Origin of the sequence: Nesterenkonia lutea (assembly GCF_014873955.1) — a bacterium.
In the GTDB taxonomy this organism is placed as follows: Bacteria; Actinomycetota; Actinomycetes; order Actinomycetales; family Micrococcaceae; genus Nesterenkonia; species Nesterenkonia lutea.
In genome coordinates, this window is the sequence record NZ_JADBED010000001.1 from 2,621,103 (window position 1) to 2,636,795 (window position 15,693).

Genomic DNA, 15,693 nt, shown 5'->3' on the forward strand with positions numbered 1-15,693 from the left:
GGTTCATCTCCGCGCCTGGAACCTGTAGCATGGTGCAGGTTGTCTGACCTCGATCCTTCCTGCCCACAAACCGAGGGTGGCGCGGATCAGGTCAGCTGCAGATGCAATTAGAACCTCCTGTTACGGAAATCCCGTGACCGCAAGTCCGAAGGAGGTGGGTTCACTCATGCGTCACTATGAACTGATGGTGCTCGTCGACCCAGAGGTCGATGAGCGCACCGTGGAGCCGACACTCGGCAAGTACATGGAGATCGTCAAGAAGGACGGCGGCACCGTGGACAAGGTCGATGTCTGGGGACGTCGCCGCCTGGCTTACGAGATCCAGAAGAAGACGGAAGCGGTCTACGCCGTCGTCAACTTCCACTCCACACCGGACTCGGCTGCCGAGCTCGACCGACTGCTGCGCCTGAACGAGACGATCATGCGCACCAAGATCACTCGCCCCGAGGAACAGAAGATCGAATAATCCTCCAGGTGGACTGATCCACCTGTCAGGGCGAACCAGCAACCAAGGAGCAGATCCATGGCCGGCGAGACCATCATCACCGTTGTAGGCAATCTGACGGCAGACCCGGAGCTCCGCTTCACCCCCTCGGGTGCCGCGGTCTCCAACTTCGCCATTGCGTCCACACCCCGGTTCTTCGACCGACAGGCGAATGAGTGGAAGGACGGGGAGACTCTCTTCGTCCGCTGTTCACTGTGGCGTGAAGCCGCAGAGAACGCCGCTGAATCCCTGACCAAGGGCACCCGCGTCATCGCACAGGGTCGCCTGAAGGCTCGGTCGTTCCAGACCAAGGAGGGGGAGAACCGCACCTCCTGGGAGCTTGACGTCGATGAGATCGGTCCCTCGCTGCGCTTCGCAACTGCCAGTGTCCAGCGCTCCGGCGGTGGACAGGGCGGTCGTTCCGGCGGATCCGGAGGCGGGTTCGGCGGCGCCAGCGCCGGCGGCGCAGCCTCCGGAGGCTTCGGCGCAGGGGGAGACTCCTTCGGCGGCGGCGGCAGCGGCGGTGGGGGCGGATCGCAGTCCGGCGGGTGGAGCAACGACTCTGCACCGCAGGACCCGTGGGGCGGACAGCCCTCCGGCGGCGGCAGCTGGGGCACCCCTGACAACAACGAGCCACCGTTCTGATCCTGAGGAGCGTCTGACGCTTCCAGGATGAGGAGCACGGCTCATCTGCACATATTCACCATCCCGCATCCCAGAGGGTGCGGGCTCCGCTTATGAAAAGGAGCACCACGATGGCAAAGGCTGAACTCAAGAAGCCAAAGCCCAAGGCGAATCCGCTGAAGGCTGCTGACATCACGGTCATCGACTACAAGGACACCGCCCTGCTGCGGAAGTTCATTTCCGACCGAGGCAAGATCCGCGCACGCCGTGTCACCGGCGTGACTGTCCAGGAGCAGCGCAAGATCGCCCAGGCGATCAAGAACGCTCGCGAAGTCGCACTGCTGCCGTACGCCGGCGCGGGCCGCGGCTGATCCGGGACTGACTGGGAAGGAAAGGAACAACCCAATGGCAAAGCTCATCCTGACTCAGGAAGTGACCGGACTCGGCGCTTCCGGCGATGTGGTCGAGGTCAAGGGCGGCTACGCACGCAACTATCTGTTGCCGCGTGGCTTCGCAATGACCTGGACCAAGGGCGGCGAGAAAGACGTGGAGCGCCTGCGCTCCGCTCGCAAGGCGCGCGAGATCGCCACGGTTGAGGAAGCACAGGCGGTGGCCGCCAGGCTGCAGTCTGCCCCCGTGAAGATCACCGTGAAGACCGGCGACTCCGGTCGGCTGTTCGGCACCGTCGGTGCCGCGCAGATCGCCGAGGCCGTCGAGGCCTCAGGTCTCGGCTCCATCGACAAGCGCACCGTGGAGATCCCAGCACGCATCAAGGCTGTCGGCAGCTACACCGCCACTGTCCGGCTGCATGCTGACGTCTCCGCGTCCCTCGACCTTCAGGTCGTCGGCTCGAAGTAAGCACTGCGCAGCAGTTCTGCCGTTCATCGGTGGAACGCGCACGAGGCTCCTGTCCCGCGTCTGATGCGGGGGACAGGAGCCTCTTGCGCGTCTGGACTCGGTGTGGGCTGGACTCGGTGTGGGCTGGACTCGGTGTGGGCTGGACTCGGTGTGGGCTGGACTCGGTGTGGGAATGGCCCGCCGCGTGGAGGCGTTGACCCTGAGGTGCTTCAAATTTAAAGCACCAGACCGTGCCTGCACGGGCATCACTCAGGGTCGTCCCCCGGGCGTCCTAAGAACCATCCACAGGGTCAACCACTCCAGCACAGGAGCAGCTATGCAGTTCGGCGTCTTCAGCATCGGCGACATCACACCTGATCCGACCACGGGACGGGTCCCCACCGAGCACGAGCGCATCACCTCGATGGTGGCGATCGCGAAGAAGGCCGAGGAGGTCGGACTCGACGTCTTCGCAGTGGGTCAGCACCACAATCCTCCCTTCGTGGCACCGGCGAATCCTCCGATCCTGATGGCACACCTGGCGGCACAGACCCGCCGCATCCTGCTCTCCACGGCGACGACGCTGATCACCACCACTGACCCGGTGCGCATCGCGGAGGACTACGCGTATGCGCAGCACCTGGCTGAGGGTCGGATCGATCTCACCCTCGGACGGGGGAACACCGGGCCCGTCTACCCCTGGTTCGGCAAGGACATCCGCGCCGGAGTCCCGCTGGCCGTGGAGAACTATGCCCTGCTGCATAGGCTCTGGCGGGAGTCTGAGGTGGACTGGTCGGGACGTTTCCGCACTCCGCTGCAGGGCTTCACCTCCACCCCGCGCCCCCTGGACGGCATCCCGCCCTTCGTCTGGCACGGCTCGATCCGGTCCCCGGAGATCGCCGAGCAGGCCGCCTACTACGGTGACGGCTTCTTCCACAACAACATCTTCTGGAACAAGGAACACACCGGGCGGATGATCGACCTCTACCGCAGCCGCTACGAGCACCACGGACACGGCCCCGCAGAGCAGGCGATCGTCGGGCTCGGGGGACAGGTCTTCATGCGCCGAAGCTCGCAGGACGCCATCCGCGAATTCCGCCCCTACTTCGACCGGGCGCCGGTCTATGGCGGGGGTCCTTCGCTGGAGGACTTCAGCGCACAGACGCCGCTGACCGTGGGCACCCCCGAGCAGGTCATCGAACGGACCCTGAGCTTCCGCGAATACGCGGGGGACTACCAGCGCCAGCTCTTCCTGATCGACCACGCCGGACTGCCGCTGAAGACCGTGCTGGAGCAGATAGACCTGCTGGGCGAAGAGGTGGTCCCGGTGCTGCGCCGCGAGGTGGCCGCACGCGCCCCAGAGGGCACTCCGGAGCCGCCCACGCACGCGGTGCTGACCCGCCGCAGGCGCGAGGGCCGCGACCCCGTGCCCGGAGGCGGCAGCGCGTCCGCAGCCTGAGAGGGCGCCTGCGACCGCGGCCTCAGGCGCGCGCCCGAAGCTCCTCGATGACGTTGATCCGCTGATTGCTCAGCACATGCAGGGAGAGTTCGTTGGAGAGGTGCTGGAACATGCTCACGCCCTGGACGCTGCTGCCTTCCTCATCGAGTCGAGGTGCGAAGGACGCGATCCCCACCTGGCCCGGCAGCACGCCGATGATCCCGCCCGAGATCCCCGACTTCGCCGGGATGCCGATCTGGGTCAGCCAGCGCCCCGAGGCGTCGTACATGCCGCAGGTGGCCATGACGCCCAGCGTGGTGCGCGCGGACTCGGCGGAGACGACCTGCTGGCCGGTCTCCGGATTGACGCCGCTGTTGGCCAGCGTGGCGGCCATCAGGGCAAGATCCCTGACCGTGACCAGCACGGAGCAGCTGTCGATGTAGCCGCGGACGGCCTCGTCGGGCTCGATGTCCAGAGAACCATGAGACTTCAACATATGGGCGATCGCCATATTGCGATAGGTGGTCGCGAACTCCTCCTCGGCGGCATCCCAGTCCACCTCAAGGGTGCGGCCTGCGAATCCCGCCATCCCCTCCAGGATGCGAGCCGTGCGACTGCGCACCTGGGAGGTGCGTGAATCGCTCGCCCGGCCCCCGGAGTGCGAGTCATGACGCGTGTGGTCCAACAGCTGGTGGGTGGCGATCGCCCCTGCATTGATCATGGGGTTGAGCGGTCGTCCGGTCCCTCCTTCGAGGGAGAGCTCGTTGAACGCCTCTCCCGAGGGCTCCATGCCGACCATCTCGCGCACGCGCTCCAGACCGACGTCGTCCAGCGCCAGGGCATAGACGAAGGGCTTGGAGATCGACTGGATGGTGAAGAGATGCTCGTCATCGCCCACCGAGCAGGCCTGGGCGTCGGTCGTCGCCAGCGCCAGCGCCTGCAGATTCTCATCGGCATCGCGGAGCCGCGGAATGTACCCGGCGAGCGTGCCGCTGACGTCCTGACTGGACTCCTTGAGGATCTCGCGAAGATAGCTGTTGATCGATTCGTGCACTGAGTGACTCCTGAGGTATCGGTCTGCCCACGCTACCCGGGGAAACCTGAGGGCTGACCTGGGATTTCCTGGACGTGTTTTCACCAGGCTGTGGAGAGGCTGTGGAAAATCGGGACGATATCCCCGCATACACCTAACAGCGGGCCACGGCAAGGTGGTTCCACAGCCCGGAAAACTCAACAGTAGTTTTTTCGATGCACAGGCGTGTCGCTGCATAACCCCAGGTCACGAGGATCTCTCCAGGTGAATCAACAGGCTATCCACAGCCTTCTGCACATGTTGTGCACAAGACACGCCGCATAGTCCACATGATTTCCACAGGCACTTGATTTTGATCTATTGCCCCGGGTGAGCTCTGGACCTAAAGTGTGGAAAGTCCCTCGGGTGTGGATATTGGCTGGGCACCGTCCAGCGCGCATTCACAAGGGTCGCAGACTGCGGCCCGAGCGGAGACACGAGGGCCGGGAAGCGATTCGCGGGTCGGCCCGTGCCACTGCTTCCGAGGACTCGGGAAATCCGAGGAGATCCTGATCTCCGCAGCTGCTGAGCGATTGCCTCTCAGGGGCCGACGCGGCTGGATCTCAACACATCGGGTCGCCGGGACACCGGCCAAGGGAAGGGAATCACGCGCTCACGCCACGTGATTCTGCTGTGTATCCCGGCGATCCGTTCCCGCTCTCCACCGGGTGGGCGGCGATGAAGTCCGCCACCCGGCGCGGCCAGGTGTCGAGCTCCTCCGGGGTCTCGGCGATGTTCAGCTGTGAGCCGGGGATCAGCTCATGCAGCTTCTCCGCCGTAGAGACCGGATGGGCGTAGTCATCCACCCAGGCGAGGATCAGCGTGGGCACGGAGAGCGCTGCGATGCGTTCCGGCGCGGGCAGGTCGGTGAGGCCTGCCCCTCTGAAGATCGAAGGAAGCAGCTCCTGGCTCACTGCAGGCACCCGCTCCTTGGGCCGGTCCGCCAGCGCCGGAGGCGGCAGCACCTGGCGACCCACGCGGACGAACGCGCCGATGCCATGGTCCTCCACGAGCTCGGCGGACCTCTGATAGGTGTCCGCCTGGCCCGCGCGCGTGGACCAGGCGGTGGGCGGCACCAGCAGAGTCAAGGAGCTGAACCGCTGCGGGTCCCGCACCGCCGCGTGGAGCAGGGTCGCCGCCCCCATGGAGGGCCCGGCGGCGTGGACCTTCTCCCCGGGTGCGAGGTCGTCCAGCAGAGCGAGCAGATCGTCGGCGAGTCGAGGCCACACGTAGTCCTCCGGCACGGCGCGTCCGGTGGAGGAGCCGTGGCCGCGAGCGTCGTAGCGCAGCACCCGGCAGTCCTGCAGTCCGAGGGTCATGTCCAGGCCTGCGCGCTGCTCACGCGAGGCGCATGAGGTCAGCCCATGCAGCTGGACGAAAGTGGGCCCCTCCCCGGAGATCTCGTAGGCGAGTTTCGCCCCGGCTGTCTGGAAAAGCCCCACAGTCTCTGACTCCTGAGCATCAGGTCAACAACAAGTTGCGCCGGAACAGGTTCAGGCGCAGTGAACGCCCTCTAGACTACGCCGTATGCGGTTGACGAATGTGGCGCAGATGCACACCCGGCCCGGCCGGCTGTCCAGCTATTCGGTGGTGGCCCAGCCCGTCTCCGGTGGCGCCGTGGAGCCGCGCCGCGGTGTCGGCTTCGGCTCGGCTCCGCCCGAGTCCGCCTCGCGTGCCCCCGAGGCACCGGCTTCGCTGCCGGTATCCTTCGATCAGAACCGCCATGTCAGCTTCGGGTCACGGCCGGGATCCTGGATGGCGGTCTCTTTCCAGCTCGACGGCCCCGCCTCCCTGGAGGAGATCGCGGCGGCCTGGCATGAGGTCATCCAGCGCCATGGGACCCTGCGCACGATCTTTGACTGGCAGCCCCCTGCCTCCGCAGAGTCAGGTGAGGCATATCACCAGGATCCCCGACCGGCTGCCGGGGTCCGCTCCGGAGGCCCGGACAGCGATCTGCTGCTCCGCGAGGTGGGAATCCGACCGGGTTCCTGGGAGCGGCTCGAAGCCCCGGATGCGCCGCGGGACTCGGTGGGATTCAGCACCGGTGACCACCAGAGCCGCCTCAGCGCCTGCAAGCAGCACCTCAGCGCCGCCGAGGTCAAGGCCGCGCTGCGCGCCCATTTCGACTCCGTCTGCGATCCCTTCGGCCGCCCCTCGCATCGGATCTGCGTGATCGACGACGGCGAGTCGGCCGCCGTCCGTGACACCGCCGGCTCCCCACAGATCGTCATCGGTTCGGATCATTCCCACGTGGACGCATGGTCGCTGCTGGTCCTGGTCCGGGACTTCACCGCCGTGCTGGGGAATCTGCGCGCCGGGCTCGACCCTGCGCAGGGCCTGCCCGTGCCGGAGCCGTTCGCCGCGCACACCGCCGCCTGGGAGGACAAGCCCCTGCCTCCCGAGGAGGTTCGCACCCGCTGGCAGGAGATCCTTGAGGCAGGGGGGAGTGTGATGCCCACCTTCCCGCTTCCGCTGGGGGACATCTCGCTTCCGGTCAGCGAGAAGGTGGAGGTCCGGGACGTGCTGGACACCACCGAGCTGGAGCGGCTGGAGGTCCATGCCAAGGCCGCGGGGGTCAGGCTGATCGCCGTCGCCGTCTCGGTGATGACCCGGCTCTTCCGGGAGCTGGGGGACCAGCCGCTGCGCACCGTGTTCCCCGTGCACAGCAGGGATGAGCCGCGCTGGTTCGATTCGGTGGGGTGGTTCATCACCAACGCGGTCCTGGAGAACGACGACGACGACCTGCTCGCCAGCTACCGGGCGGTCAAGGAGGCCATCCGGCTCGGCTCGCACCCGATGGCTCCGATCATGCGGCCCTACGGCGGGATGCCGGCGAAGCCGGGCATGTTCGCGATGAGCTGGCTCGATCATCGCCGGCTGCCCATCAACGTGGATGAGGCGCTCAACGCCCAGCATGTCTCAGCCGTGGTGCAGACGGACGGGGTGATGATCTGGTTCGTGGTCAATGAGACGGGACTGCACCTGCGCTGCCGATATCCCGACACCGCACAGGCTCGCGAGACCATGCACACATGGTTGGACGCCGTGGTCGAGGGACTGCGCGCACCGAGTATCGTGGAGGGGTGACTACCGAGCTCTACGACACCGGTTCCCCCGCTGGGGTGGACTCCCGCACGCCTCCGCAGGACATGGTGGCGGAGCAGTCAGTCCTGGGCGGCATGATGCTCTCCAAGGACGCCATCGCCGACGTCGTCGAGGTGCTGCGCGGCTCCGACTTCTACCGCCCGGCCCATGAGCTGATCTATGACGCCATCATCGATCTCTACGGACGCGGCGAGCCCGCCGATGTGGTGACGATCTCGGATCATCTGACCAAGCGCGGCGAGCTGCAGCGCATCGGTGGCCCGGCGTACCTGCACAACCTTGCGCAGTCGGTGCCCACTGCCGCCAATGCCGGCTTCTACGCGGAGATCGTGCGCGAGCGGGCGATACTTCGTCGGCTCGTCGATGCCGGCACCAAGATCGTCCAGCTCGGACACACCGCCGACGGTGAGGTCGAGGGCATCGTCAACCAGGCGCAGTCTGAGATCTACAACGTGGCCGAGAACCGACAGAGCGAGGACTATGTCTCGCTCTCTGAGGTGCTGGGACCCACGATCGATGAGATCGAGACCAACTCGGCTCACGACGGCGGACTCACCGGGATCCCCACCGGGTTCCGCGAGCTCGACGACCTGACCCACGGCTTCCACGGCGGGCAGATGATCATCATCGCGGCCCGCCCGGCCATGGGAAAGTCCACGCTGGCGCTGGACTTCGCCCGTGCGGCCGCGGTGAGCAACGGCATGACCGCCGCCTTCTTCTCCCTGGAGATGGGTCGCAACGAGATCGCGATGCGTCTGCTCTCGGCCGAGTCGCGGATCCTCTTCTCCGACCTGCGCAAGGGCAACATCCGCGATGAGGACTGGGAGAAGATGTCGGAGGCGGTGGACCGGCTCAATGACGTGCCGCTGTTCATCGATGACTCCCCGAACATGTCACTCATGGAGATCCGCGCCAAATGCCGCCGGCTCAAGCAGCGCCACAACCTCAAGCTGGTGGTGCTGGACTATCTGCAGCTGCTCTCCTCGGGCAAGCGCGTGGAGTCGCGCCAGCAGGAGGTCAGTGAGTTCTCCCGCACGCTGAAGCTCCTGGCCAAGGAGCTCGACGTGCCGATCATCGCGCTCTCGCAGCTCAACCGCGGGTCCGAGTCTCGGCCGGACAAGAAGCCTCAGGTCTCTGACCTGCGTGAGTCCGGCTCCATCGAGCAGGATGCCGATATGGTCATGCTGCTGCACCGGCCCGAGGTCTACGACAAGGAGACCGAGCGAGCCGGGGAGGCGGACATCATCGTGGCGAAGAACCGCAACGGTCCCACCCGCGACATCACGGTCGCCTTCCAGGGGCACTACGCCCGCTTTCAGGACATGGCCCGGGACTTCTAGCGGCTCTCGAGCTGCCTTCCTTCGCGCAGCGATCCCGGCGGCGAGCTAGATCGCGCGGAGCACGACGTCGAGGAAGGCGAACCCGAGACCGCCGTAGAGCAGACCGATCCACAGCGCGTGCGTCAGTGCCGTCCAGAACCTGCCGGTGGCGATGAGCAGTCCGAACGCCGCGGGAGTGCAGGCCAGGGCGTAGCCCGCCACGAGGAGCCACAGGCCGGTGAACTCCCCGAGGGCCAGCATGTAGAAGCCCACGCCGATCGTCCAAGCCATGGTGAACTCGAACATCAGGGCGGCGATGACCACGGCGACCACGACTGCCCAGAGGCAGCGCCCCCAGCTGCCGGCGAATCGGCGAAGGCCGCTTCGCTCCTCGGCCCTGGGCGGAGCGCTGCGGCCTGTGGAGCTGTTCTTCCCCGAGCGACTGGTCGCGGAGTTCTTCCCCGAGCGCCTGGCTGAGCTGTTCTTCGCCGGTCGTGTCGCGGTGGAGCTGCGCCGCGCGGGCGTCGAGGCGGTGGTCCTGGTCGCAGCAGCGCGACCGCCGGACGTGGTGCGGGATCCTCTGGCTGCAGTGCCGGTTCGGGCGGCGGTGGTGCGAGACTTTCCGGATGAGGTGCGGGGTTCCCCGGATGAGGTGCGAGAGGTGGAGGGGCGCCGCGTCGCCGTGTTCTTCTTCGCGGCCGGAGAGGGGGGTCTTGCTGGACTCTTCCGGGCTTGGCTCTTCCTTGGGGTGCTCACAGCCTGACAGCGTACCGCGCGGCGCGTGCGGCAGCGGGGAGCCGGGCGGTGGTCAGAGCCACCCGAGGTAGGGCAGGGCCAGAAGGAAGAGGATCAGCCCGATTCCGACGCCGAGCGTCACAGCCACCGTCCGATTCGAGTTCGCGCGACCGAGCTCGTGGGGATTCTGCTGCGGGGCACCTTTGTGGGCGGGATCAGGGACGGAGGAATCCGCTCGCCGGTGGTCGTGACGCGCTGGATGAGATGACATTCATGCACCTCGCTTGGCGGAGCATTGCCGGACAGATGGTGTAGATGTTTCCGTCCGAGTCTATGAAGCGTCTCTGAGAAGGAGCTGTGCGGCAGGTGAGACCTTGCCGGTAGCTGAGCTGGGCCTTTGTCGGGTCACAACGCCTGGGCCGCAGCCGAGGGCACCACGTCGAGCAGCCGGATGCTGCGGCTGATCCCTTCCAGGGCGGCAGTCAGCCGGGGGAGGGCACCGATGGGGACCAGCACCAGCACCGAACCGCCGAATCCGCCGCCGATGAGCCGTGCCCCCTCGGCACCCTGAGCCAGTGCTGTCTCCACCACGAGGTCAGCCACTGCGAAGGACACCTCGGCGTCATCGCGCATGCTCATGTGTCCTGAGGTGAGGATGTCGCCCACGGTGGAGGCGACGTGCCGGACCCCATAGGCCTCACCGGAGAGCAGATGGTGCAGCTTCTCCGAACGCACCATCTCGGTCAGCGCATGGCGCAGCCGACGGCGGCAGGCCTGGGTGTCTCTGCCGTCCACCGAGTCCAGCTGCTCGGCCAGTCTGTCGAACTCCTCGAGGACGTGCAGCACATCAGCCTTGCGCGGCTTCTCGGGAAGGGCGTCGCGCAGCCGATCGAAGCCCAGCAGGTGGGCCGCCGCCTCGGCGTCGGCTCGGCGATCGCTGAACTGGCCGTCGACAAGACGGTGGGCCTGACCGGTGTCCACCGCGACCAGACGGTAGCCGCGCTGGATGCATCCGATGTCCAGCGGCTGGACGCTGAAGTCTCGACAGTCCAGCGAGAGGACCTTGCCCGCCCGGGCGCGCAGCGCGACGGTCTGGTCGAGTCCTCCTGTGCCGGCCCCGACGACCTCCACCTCGGCCCGCACGCAGGCGGCCGCCAGATCCTTGCGATGCTGGCGACTCAGCGCCGCGTTGATGTCCTGGAGCGGGTTCTGCCGTCCGAGCGGGGTGCCCAGAGCGACGAAGGCCAGTATGGAGGCGCATTCCAGCGCGGCGGAGGAGGAGAGTCCGCCGCCGATCGGAAGAGTGGAGACCACCAGGAGGTCGGCGCCGAAGCCGTCCTGCATGCGGAAGTCCGGCTGGGAGACGCCGAGTTCGCGCAGCGACCAGAGCACCCCGGAGACGTAGTCGCTCCAATGTCCGGAGCCTCTGGGGGAGCGGGCGTGGTGATCCTGAAGGTCCTGATCCGTGCCGGACCCGTTCACTGGGCCGATCTGCTCGGCGGGAACGGTGGTGACGCCGTCGTCCAGCGATGCGTCCAGGGTGCGCAGGCGCAGCTGCCCGTCCTGGCGCGGGGCCGCAGCGACGTAGGTGCCGTGGGCCAGCGCCAGCGGGAGGCAGCGCCCGCCATGGAAGTCGATGTGCTCCCCGTTGAGGTTCGCCCTCCCCGGAGCGAACCAGACGCCCGAAGCCGGCCGACCGTACTCCGCCTGGAAGCGGCTGATCAGGTCAGAGTGAATCTCTTGCGGCTCGCCAGGGGCCAGCCAGACGGCATCGGTTGTTCGCACGGTGATCCATTGTGCCACTTCATATCCAGTGGTGTTCCATGACGTTCTCCGGCACCGCCGCAGCAGGACCCCGGCGACCGCAGTCCCAGGAGAAGCAGCGAGAGGAACCATCCATGGCGATCGAGATCGGTCACCCGCAGCGGCCCTGGCCGCCAGTGACTGGAGCAGACGGCGCAGCCGCACCTCAGACGGCATGATCGACCTCGACATGACGCCTGCGCAGACCATGGTCTGCGCGGGTGCCGGCGCGGATCCCGAGCAGCTCTTCGCGGCGGGCTGCGGGGCCTGCCTCCCTGGCGCCCTGGGCAGGGTCGCCTCCCGCGAGGGGTCCGATGTGACCGATCGCTCAGTCGGAACCGTCACGGAGGACTCAGCAGTGCTGCGGGACGGGGGCGCGGGGCCGGGGCGTCTCTGCGCCCCCGGCGCACCCCCGCCGCATACCCTGGGCTTACTCGTTGAAATTTGAAAGACTGACGGGGACACCAGGAGAACGTGCGTGAGGAGACGGCGATGAGCGGCACTGACCTTGAGACCCAGGAGCAGGTCTGCATCAACGGGCCCTATACCTTCGAGGGTCTGCGCGATGGCGTCACCCGTGCGGAGGGGGGAGTGGAGCTGCTCGAACCTCGGACGGTGCCTCTGGGCGGACCCCGTGCCATGAACGTGCGGCGGACGCTGCCCCAGCGCGCGCGATCGCTGGTGGGGGCGTGGTGCTTCCTTGACTTCTACGGCCCGGATGATCTCACCGAGGCCACGTCGATGCGGGTGCCCCGCCATCCGCATACGGGCCTGGCCACCGTCTCCTGGCTCTTCGACGGTCGGATCGACCATATGGACTCCGCCGGCAACTGGGCCACGGTTCGCCCGGGCGAGGTGGCCGTGATGAATGCCGGACGCGGCATCAGTCACTCCGAGTACTCCTCTGCGGACACCACCGTCCTCCACGGGGCGCAGCTCTGGTATGCCTTTCCAGAGGAGCACCGGTTCGTGGAGCCTTCTCTGGAGACTCACCGCACTGAGCCCGTTCAGGGATCGGGATGGGAGGTGCGGGTCTTTCTCGGCGAGCTGCTGGGGCGGCGTTCCCCGGTGAAGACCTATGTCCCGCTGACGGGGGCGGAGCTGCGGCTCGAGCCGGGCGCGGTGCTGGACCTCGACGTTCCCGCCGGGCACGAGCACGGCCTGCTGCGCATCTCCGGAGCTGTCCGGCTCAATGGAGCCGTGCTGCCCGAGGATCATCTGGCGGTGGTCGAGACGGGAGCTGACACCCTCCGGGTGGAAGCTCTGGATGAGCCGGTGCTGGCGCTGCTGGTCGGCGGGGAGCCGCTGGGGGAGCAGATCGTGATGTGGTGGAACTTCGTGGGACGCAGCCATGAGGAGATCTCGGCCTTCCGGGCCGCCTACCAGGCGGAGATGGGCTTCGAGTCCCCCACACCGGACTCGCCGCTGTCTGGCCACGCCAGCGGCTCCGGGGAGGGGGTCACCGAGCGCGCGGCTCGGCCCGACGGGTCAGAACATCAGGTTCCGGTGCAGGAAGGCGCCTTCGGGGACCCCGTGCACGGTCAGCTGCGGGACGTCCTGGCCGGGTCCCGGTACGCCGACGGGCGGCCCTTCCCCCAGTTCGGAGACTTCCCCCCGGGCCAGTCCGCACCGCTTCCAGCCCCACCGCTGCCCAGTGCACGGATGAAGCCGCGCGGATGAGCCCATCGGGGCTCATCGCAGCCTTCCCCCGCAGGTGCCCCTGGATTACGCTGAGGTCCTGGGCGGGAACAGCCTGTCTGTGAGGCATGGAGGCACGAGCATGGACTGTTCAGGACGAGTCTTTGTCGTCACCGGGGCGGCGGCGGGCATAGGCCGTGCAGTCGCGCTGGATCTGCTCGGCCGCGGAGCCCGCGTGGCCGCCGTCGATCTCAACTCCGAGGGGCTGCAGCGCACGGTCGAACTCGCCCAGGCAGGGAACCGGCTCAGCACGCACACGCTGAACATCGTTGACCGCGAGGCGGTCGGCGTCCTCCCCGCACAGGTCACCCAGGCTCACGGAGCGGTCGACGGGCTGATCAACGTGGCCGGGATCATCCAGCCCTTCGTCCACATCGAAGACCTCGACTACGAGGTGATCGAGCGTGTCATGGACGTCAATTTCTGGGGCACGGTGCACATGGTCAAGGCCTTCCTCCCGGGTCTGAAGGCGCGGCCCGAGGCCTCGCTGGTCAATGTGGTCAGCATGGGCGCACTGCTGCCGGTTCCGGGCCAGTCCGCCTACGGTGCGTCAAAGGCCGCGGTGCGCCTGCTCACCGAGGGACTCTACGCCGAGCTGCAGGGCACCGCGGTGGCGGTCAGCGAGGTGTTCCCGGGAGCCGTGGGCACGGAGATCAGCAGGAACTCCGGCGCCGGATTCAGCGGCAGCGGCGGTGACACCTCCAAGACGACCAGCGCGCAGGAGGCCGGACGGATCATCGTCGACGCCGTGGAGAAGCGGAGCTTCCGGGTGATGATCGGCAATGATGCCAGGCTCTTCGACCTGCTCTCCCGGATGGCCCCACGACGGGGCATCGAGATGATCGCGAAGAAGATGAAGGACCTGGTGGTCAGCCGTCCCGCGAAGGCCAGCGCCTGAGCCGGGGCGCTGGGCCGGTGTGACAGACTTGGGCGCGCGCCGCCGGTGACCCGGTGGATCGGCGCGAAGGCCAGCAGCAGGAGGACCAGTGACCGAGATCCCCCCCAGAGGGCGCCTGTCCACGCGCCTGCTCGCCCACGGCCGCGAGCCTGACCCGCGGTTCACGCTGGCCAACGAACGCACCTTCCTCGCTTGGATCCGCACGGCGCTGGCGTTCTTGGCCGGGGGTGTGGCTGTGGAGGCCTTCGCCGCAGACGTCTTCGCCGATCCTTACCGGACAGTGATCTCGGTGCTCACCATCAGCGTGGGTCTGCTGATCAGCGTGGGCGCAGCCCTGCGCTGGCTCAACATCGAGCGCAGCATGCGACTGGGCCGGCCGCTGCCGATGCCGCTGATCATTCCGCTGCTGAGCTTTGCCTGCGGTGCCGCCATGGCCGTGGTCATCGTGCTGGTGGTTCTGGACTGATGCCTCCCGGGGCCCCGCTGCACTTGGATCCGGGCCTGCAGCCCGAACGGACCGTGCTCTCCTGGGGCCGCACCATGCTGCTCTTCGCGCTGGCCGGAGCGGTCTTTCTGCGCTGGGTGCCCTACTACGGGGTGTGGACCGTCGCACTGACGGCAGGCTGCGCCGTCGTCGCCGGAACCATCTATCTCACTCAGCGAAGGCGCTATGCGAAACAGTCTCACGGCATCGCCGAGGAGCAGGTCGAGGCCGACGTCCCCGCGGTGCTGGGCACGACCCTCGCCACACTGTGCCTCGGGCTCATGGGCCTGCTCGCGGTCCTCAGCTGAATTTCAGCTGGACGCAGGCTGGTCTGACCATTGTGGCAGGGATGCTACGTTTCGCGCTCGACTACATATGAGGAGGTCCTTGTCATGTCGAAGAAACTGATGACAAGTTTTGCCCTGGCCGGAGTCCTGGCCCTCGCCGCATGCGGGGATTCATCCGAGACTGAGCCCGAAGGCGGCGACACGGCATCGCAGAGCGCCCAGGACGAGGGGCAGAGCACCGAAGGGGGCGCCGCCGGTGAGTCGGAGTCCGGCGAGCAGCCGGAGATGCCCGAGGCGGACACGGAGGACATCCCCGACGTCGTCGCAGAGGTCAACGGTGACGAGCTCAGCGGTGAAGACTTCACCGTGCTCTACGAATCGCAGTTCCAGCAGCTCGCCATGCAGTCGCAGATGACCGGGGAGGAGCCCGACCAGGATCAGCTCAAGGAGCAGACCCTGGACTCGATGATCGGCAACGAGCTGCTGCTCCAGGACGCCCGCGACCAGGGCTTCGAGGCCTCGGATGAGGACGTCGAAGCGCTGATCACCGAGCAGGCCGAGGCCAACGGCATGGAATCAGCCGATGAGTTCATCGAGGCCTATGAGGAGCAGGGCATGTCCGAGGAGCAGCTGACCGAGGATGCGCGCAGCCAGGTGCTGATCAACCAGCTCCTCGATGACCTGGACGTGGAGGAACCCTCTGAGGAGGAGCTGCGCGAGATCTATGACGAGGCGGCCGCAGCGCAGGAGGAGTCGGGCGAGGAGGAGCAGACCGAGCTGCCGCCCTTCGAAGAGGTCCGAGACGATGTCGCGGAGCAGGCGACCTCTGATGCTCGCAATGAGGCCGCGCTGGATCACGTCGAGCAGCTCCGCTCCGATGCAGAGATCGAGACCCACCTCTGAGCATGA

Annotated in this window: 19 protein-coding genes; 14 read left to right on the forward strand and 5 right to left on the reverse strand. The window is 67.1% G+C overall.

Annotated elements, in window-relative coordinates; genetic code table 11:
• The first annotated feature begins 166 nt into the window (after positions 1-166).
• From rpsF to H4W27_RS11975, 5 genes are all read left to right on the forward strand, one after another.
• On the forward strand, positions 167-466 hold the full coding sequence (rpsF, locus tag H4W27_RS11955; RefSeq protein WP_192596126.1) for a 30S ribosomal protein S6: 300 nt from the start codon (positions 167-169) through the stop codon (positions 464-466).
• 57 nt (positions 467-523) lie between these two features.
• On the forward strand, positions 524-1,129 hold the full coding sequence (locus tag H4W27_RS11960) for a single-stranded DNA-binding protein (protein WP_192596127.1): 606 nt from the start codon (positions 524-526) through the stop codon (positions 1,127-1,129).
• 110 nt (positions 1,130-1,239) lie between these two features.
• Complete coding sequence (gene rpsR / locus H4W27_RS11965; RefSeq protein ID WP_036475751.1) at positions 1,240-1,479, forward strand: 30S ribosomal protein S18; 240 nt, start codon at positions 1,240-1,242, stop codon at positions 1,477-1,479.
• Between the two features lie 34 nt (positions 1,480-1,513).
• On the forward strand, positions 1,514-1,966 hold the full coding sequence (rplI, locus tag H4W27_RS11970) for a 50S ribosomal protein L9 (protein WP_192596128.1): 453 nt from the start codon (positions 1,514-1,516) through the stop codon (positions 1,964-1,966).
• Between the two features lie 316 nt (positions 1,967-2,282).
• Complete coding sequence (locus H4W27_RS11975; protein WP_192596129.1) at positions 2,283-3,404, forward strand: LLM class flavin-dependent oxidoreductase; 1,122 nt, start codon at positions 2,283-2,285, stop codon at positions 3,402-3,404.
• 22 nt (positions 3,405-3,426) lie between these two features.
• On the opposite strand, the gene glsA is transcribed toward H4W27_RS11975, so the two are convergent.
• Both glsA and H4W27_RS11985 read right to left on the reverse strand, forming a co-directional pair.
• Positions 3,427-4,437 (reverse strand): glutaminase A, encoded by a 1,011-nt coding sequence (glsA, locus tag H4W27_RS11980; RefSeq protein ID WP_192596130.1) that lies wholly within the window; start codon positions 4,435-4,437, stop codon positions 3,427-3,429.
• A 623-nt stretch (positions 4,438-5,060) separates the two neighbouring features.
• The gene (locus H4W27_RS11985) at positions 5,061-5,897 is read right to left on the reverse strand and encodes an alpha/beta fold hydrolase (protein ID WP_192596131.1); all 837 of its coding nucleotides are present in this window, start codon (positions 5,895-5,897) and stop codon (positions 5,061-5,063) included.
• Between the two features lie 85 nt (positions 5,898-5,982).
• Between H4W27_RS11985 and H4W27_RS11990 the strand changes: the two genes are divergently transcribed.
• Both H4W27_RS11990 and dnaB read left to right on the forward strand, forming a co-directional pair.
• Positions 5,983-7,542, forward strand: coding sequence for a condensation domain-containing protein (locus H4W27_RS11990; RefSeq protein WP_192596132.1), 1,560 nt, complete (start codon positions 5,983-5,985; stop codon positions 7,540-7,542).
• The gene (gene dnaB / locus H4W27_RS11995; RefSeq protein WP_192596133.1) at positions 7,488-8,900 is read left to right on the forward strand and encodes a replicative DNA helicase; all 1,413 of its coding nucleotides are present in this window, start codon (positions 7,488-7,490) and stop codon (positions 8,898-8,900) included. Before H4W27_RS11990 ends, dnaB begins: the two co-directional genes overlap by 55 nt.
• A gap of 45 nt (positions 8,901-8,945) precedes the next feature.
• Here dnaB and H4W27_RS12000 read toward each other — a convergent pair whose 3' ends face one another.
• Positions 8,946-9,170 (reverse strand): hypothetical protein, encoded by a 225-nt coding sequence (locus H4W27_RS12000; RefSeq protein ID WP_192596134.1) that lies wholly within the window; start codon positions 9,168-9,170, stop codon positions 8,946-8,948.
• Between H4W27_RS12000 and H4W27_RS12005 the strand changes: the two genes are divergently transcribed.
• Positions 9,169-9,642 carry a hypothetical protein gene (locus H4W27_RS12005; protein WP_192596135.1) on the forward strand — a complete coding sequence of 158 codons (474 nt, stop codon included), beginning with the start codon at positions 9,169-9,171 and terminating at the stop codon, positions 9,640-9,642. The two genes, H4W27_RS12000 and H4W27_RS12005, sit on opposite strands and share 2 nt — an antisense overlap.
• Before the next feature lie 45 nt (positions 9,643-9,687).
• On the opposite strand, the gene H4W27_RS12010 is transcribed toward H4W27_RS12005, so the two are convergent.
• Both H4W27_RS12010 and H4W27_RS12015 read right to left on the reverse strand, forming a co-directional pair.
• A complete protein-coding gene (locus tag H4W27_RS12010; protein ID WP_192596136.1) occupies positions 9,688-9,885 on the reverse strand; it encodes a hypothetical protein in 198 nt (65 codons plus the stop codon).
• A gap of 134 nt (positions 9,886-10,019) precedes the next feature.
• Positions 10,020-11,399: a galactokinase gene (locus tag H4W27_RS12015; RefSeq protein WP_192596137.1), complete on the reverse strand. Its 1,380-nt coding sequence runs from the start codon at positions 11,397-11,399 to the stop codon at positions 10,020-10,022.
• Between the two features lie 193 nt (positions 11,400-11,592).
• Here H4W27_RS12015 and H4W27_RS12020 point away from each other — a divergent pair, with 193 nt between their 5' ends.
• The 6 genes from H4W27_RS12020 to H4W27_RS12045 all read left to right on the forward strand — a co-directional run bounded on the left by H4W27_RS12020 (position 11,593) and on the right by H4W27_RS12045 (position 15,687).
• Entirely contained in the window at positions 11,593-11,865 is a 273-nt protein-coding gene (locus H4W27_RS12020) for an OsmC family protein (RefSeq protein ID WP_192596138.1), read from the forward strand.
• Between the two features lie 44 nt (positions 11,866-11,909).
• Positions 11,910-13,097 carry a pirin family protein gene (locus H4W27_RS12025; RefSeq protein ID WP_192596139.1) on the forward strand — a complete coding sequence of 396 codons (1,188 nt, stop codon included), beginning with the start codon at positions 11,910-11,912 and terminating at the stop codon, positions 13,095-13,097.
• A gap of 100 nt (positions 13,098-13,197) precedes the next feature.
• The gene (locus H4W27_RS12030; protein WP_192596140.1) at positions 13,198-14,013 is read left to right on the forward strand and encodes an SDR family NAD(P)-dependent oxidoreductase; all 816 of its coding nucleotides are present in this window, start codon (positions 13,198-13,200) and stop codon (positions 14,011-14,013) included.
• A gap of 88 nt (positions 14,014-14,101) precedes the next feature.
• On the forward strand, positions 14,102-14,479 hold the full coding sequence (locus H4W27_RS12035; protein ID WP_192596141.1) for a YidH family protein: 378 nt from the start codon (positions 14,102-14,104) through the stop codon (positions 14,477-14,479).
• Positions 14,479-14,805: a DUF202 domain-containing protein gene (locus H4W27_RS12040; protein ID WP_192596142.1), complete on the forward strand. Its 327-nt coding sequence runs from the start codon at positions 14,479-14,481 to the stop codon at positions 14,803-14,805. The genes H4W27_RS12035 and H4W27_RS12040 overlap by 1 nt, the downstream gene beginning before the upstream one ends.
• Before the next feature lie 84 nt (positions 14,806-14,889).
• Positions 14,890-15,687 carry a SurA N-terminal domain-containing protein gene (locus H4W27_RS12045; RefSeq protein WP_192596143.1) on the forward strand — a complete coding sequence of 266 codons (798 nt, stop codon included), beginning with the start codon at positions 14,890-14,892 and terminating at the stop codon, positions 15,685-15,687.
• Positions 15,688-15,693: the final 6 nt, after the last annotated feature.

Bases quoted from the DNA above. Each gene is read 5' to 3' on its own strand.
- rpsF (WP_192596126.1), top strand. From the start codon at position 167: ATGCGTCACTATGAACTGATGGTGCTCGTCGACCCAGAGGTCGATGAG.
- H4W27_RS12000 (WP_192596134.1), bottom strand. From the start codon at position 9,170: ATGGCTTGGACGATCGGCGTGGGCTTCTACATGCTGGCCCTCGGGGAG.
- rpsR (WP_036475751.1), top strand. From the start codon at position 1,240: ATGGCAAAGGCTGAACTCAAGAAGCCAAAGCCCAAGGCGAATCCGCTG.
- H4W27_RS12040 (WP_192596142.1), top strand. From the start codon at position 14,479: ATGCCTCCCGGGGCCCCGCTGCACTTGGATCCGGGCCTGCAGCCCGAA.
- H4W27_RS12030 (WP_192596140.1), top strand. From the start codon at position 13,198: ATGGACTGTTCAGGACGAGTCTTTGTCGTCACCGGGGCGGCGGCGGGC.
- H4W27_RS12045 (WP_192596143.1), top strand. From the start codon at position 14,890: ATGTCGAAGAAACTGATGACAAGTTTTGCCCTGGCCGGAGTCCTGGCC.
- rplI (WP_192596128.1), top strand. From the start codon at position 1,514: ATGGCAAAGCTCATCCTGACTCAGGAAGTGACCGGACTCGGCGCTTCC.
- H4W27_RS11960 (WP_192596127.1), top strand. From the start codon at position 524: ATGGCCGGCGAGACCATCATCACCGTTGTAGGCAATCTGACGGCAGAC.
- H4W27_RS12005 (WP_192596135.1), top strand. From the start codon at position 9,169: ATGGTGAACTCGAACATCAGGGCGGCGATGACCACGGCGACCACGACT.
- H4W27_RS11975 (WP_192596129.1), top strand. From the start codon at position 2,283: ATGCAGTTCGGCGTCTTCAGCATCGGCGACATCACACCTGATCCGACC.
- H4W27_RS11990 (WP_192596132.1), top strand. From the start codon at position 5,983: ATGCGGTTGACGAATGTGGCGCAGATGCACACCCGGCCCGGCCGGCTG.
- H4W27_RS12020 (WP_192596138.1), top strand. From the start codon at position 11,593: ATGATCGACCTCGACATGACGCCTGCGCAGACCATGGTCTGCGCGGGT.
- H4W27_RS12010 (WP_192596136.1), bottom strand. From the start codon at position 9,885: ATGTCATCTCATCCAGCGCGTCACGACCACCGGCGAGCGGATTCCTCC.
- dnaB (WP_192596133.1), top strand. From the start codon at position 7,488: ATGGTTGGACGCCGTGGTCGAGGGACTGCGCGCACCGAGTATCGTGGA.
- H4W27_RS12025 (WP_192596139.1), top strand. From the start codon at position 11,910: ATGAGCGGCACTGACCTTGAGACCCAGGAGCAGGTCTGCATCAACGGG.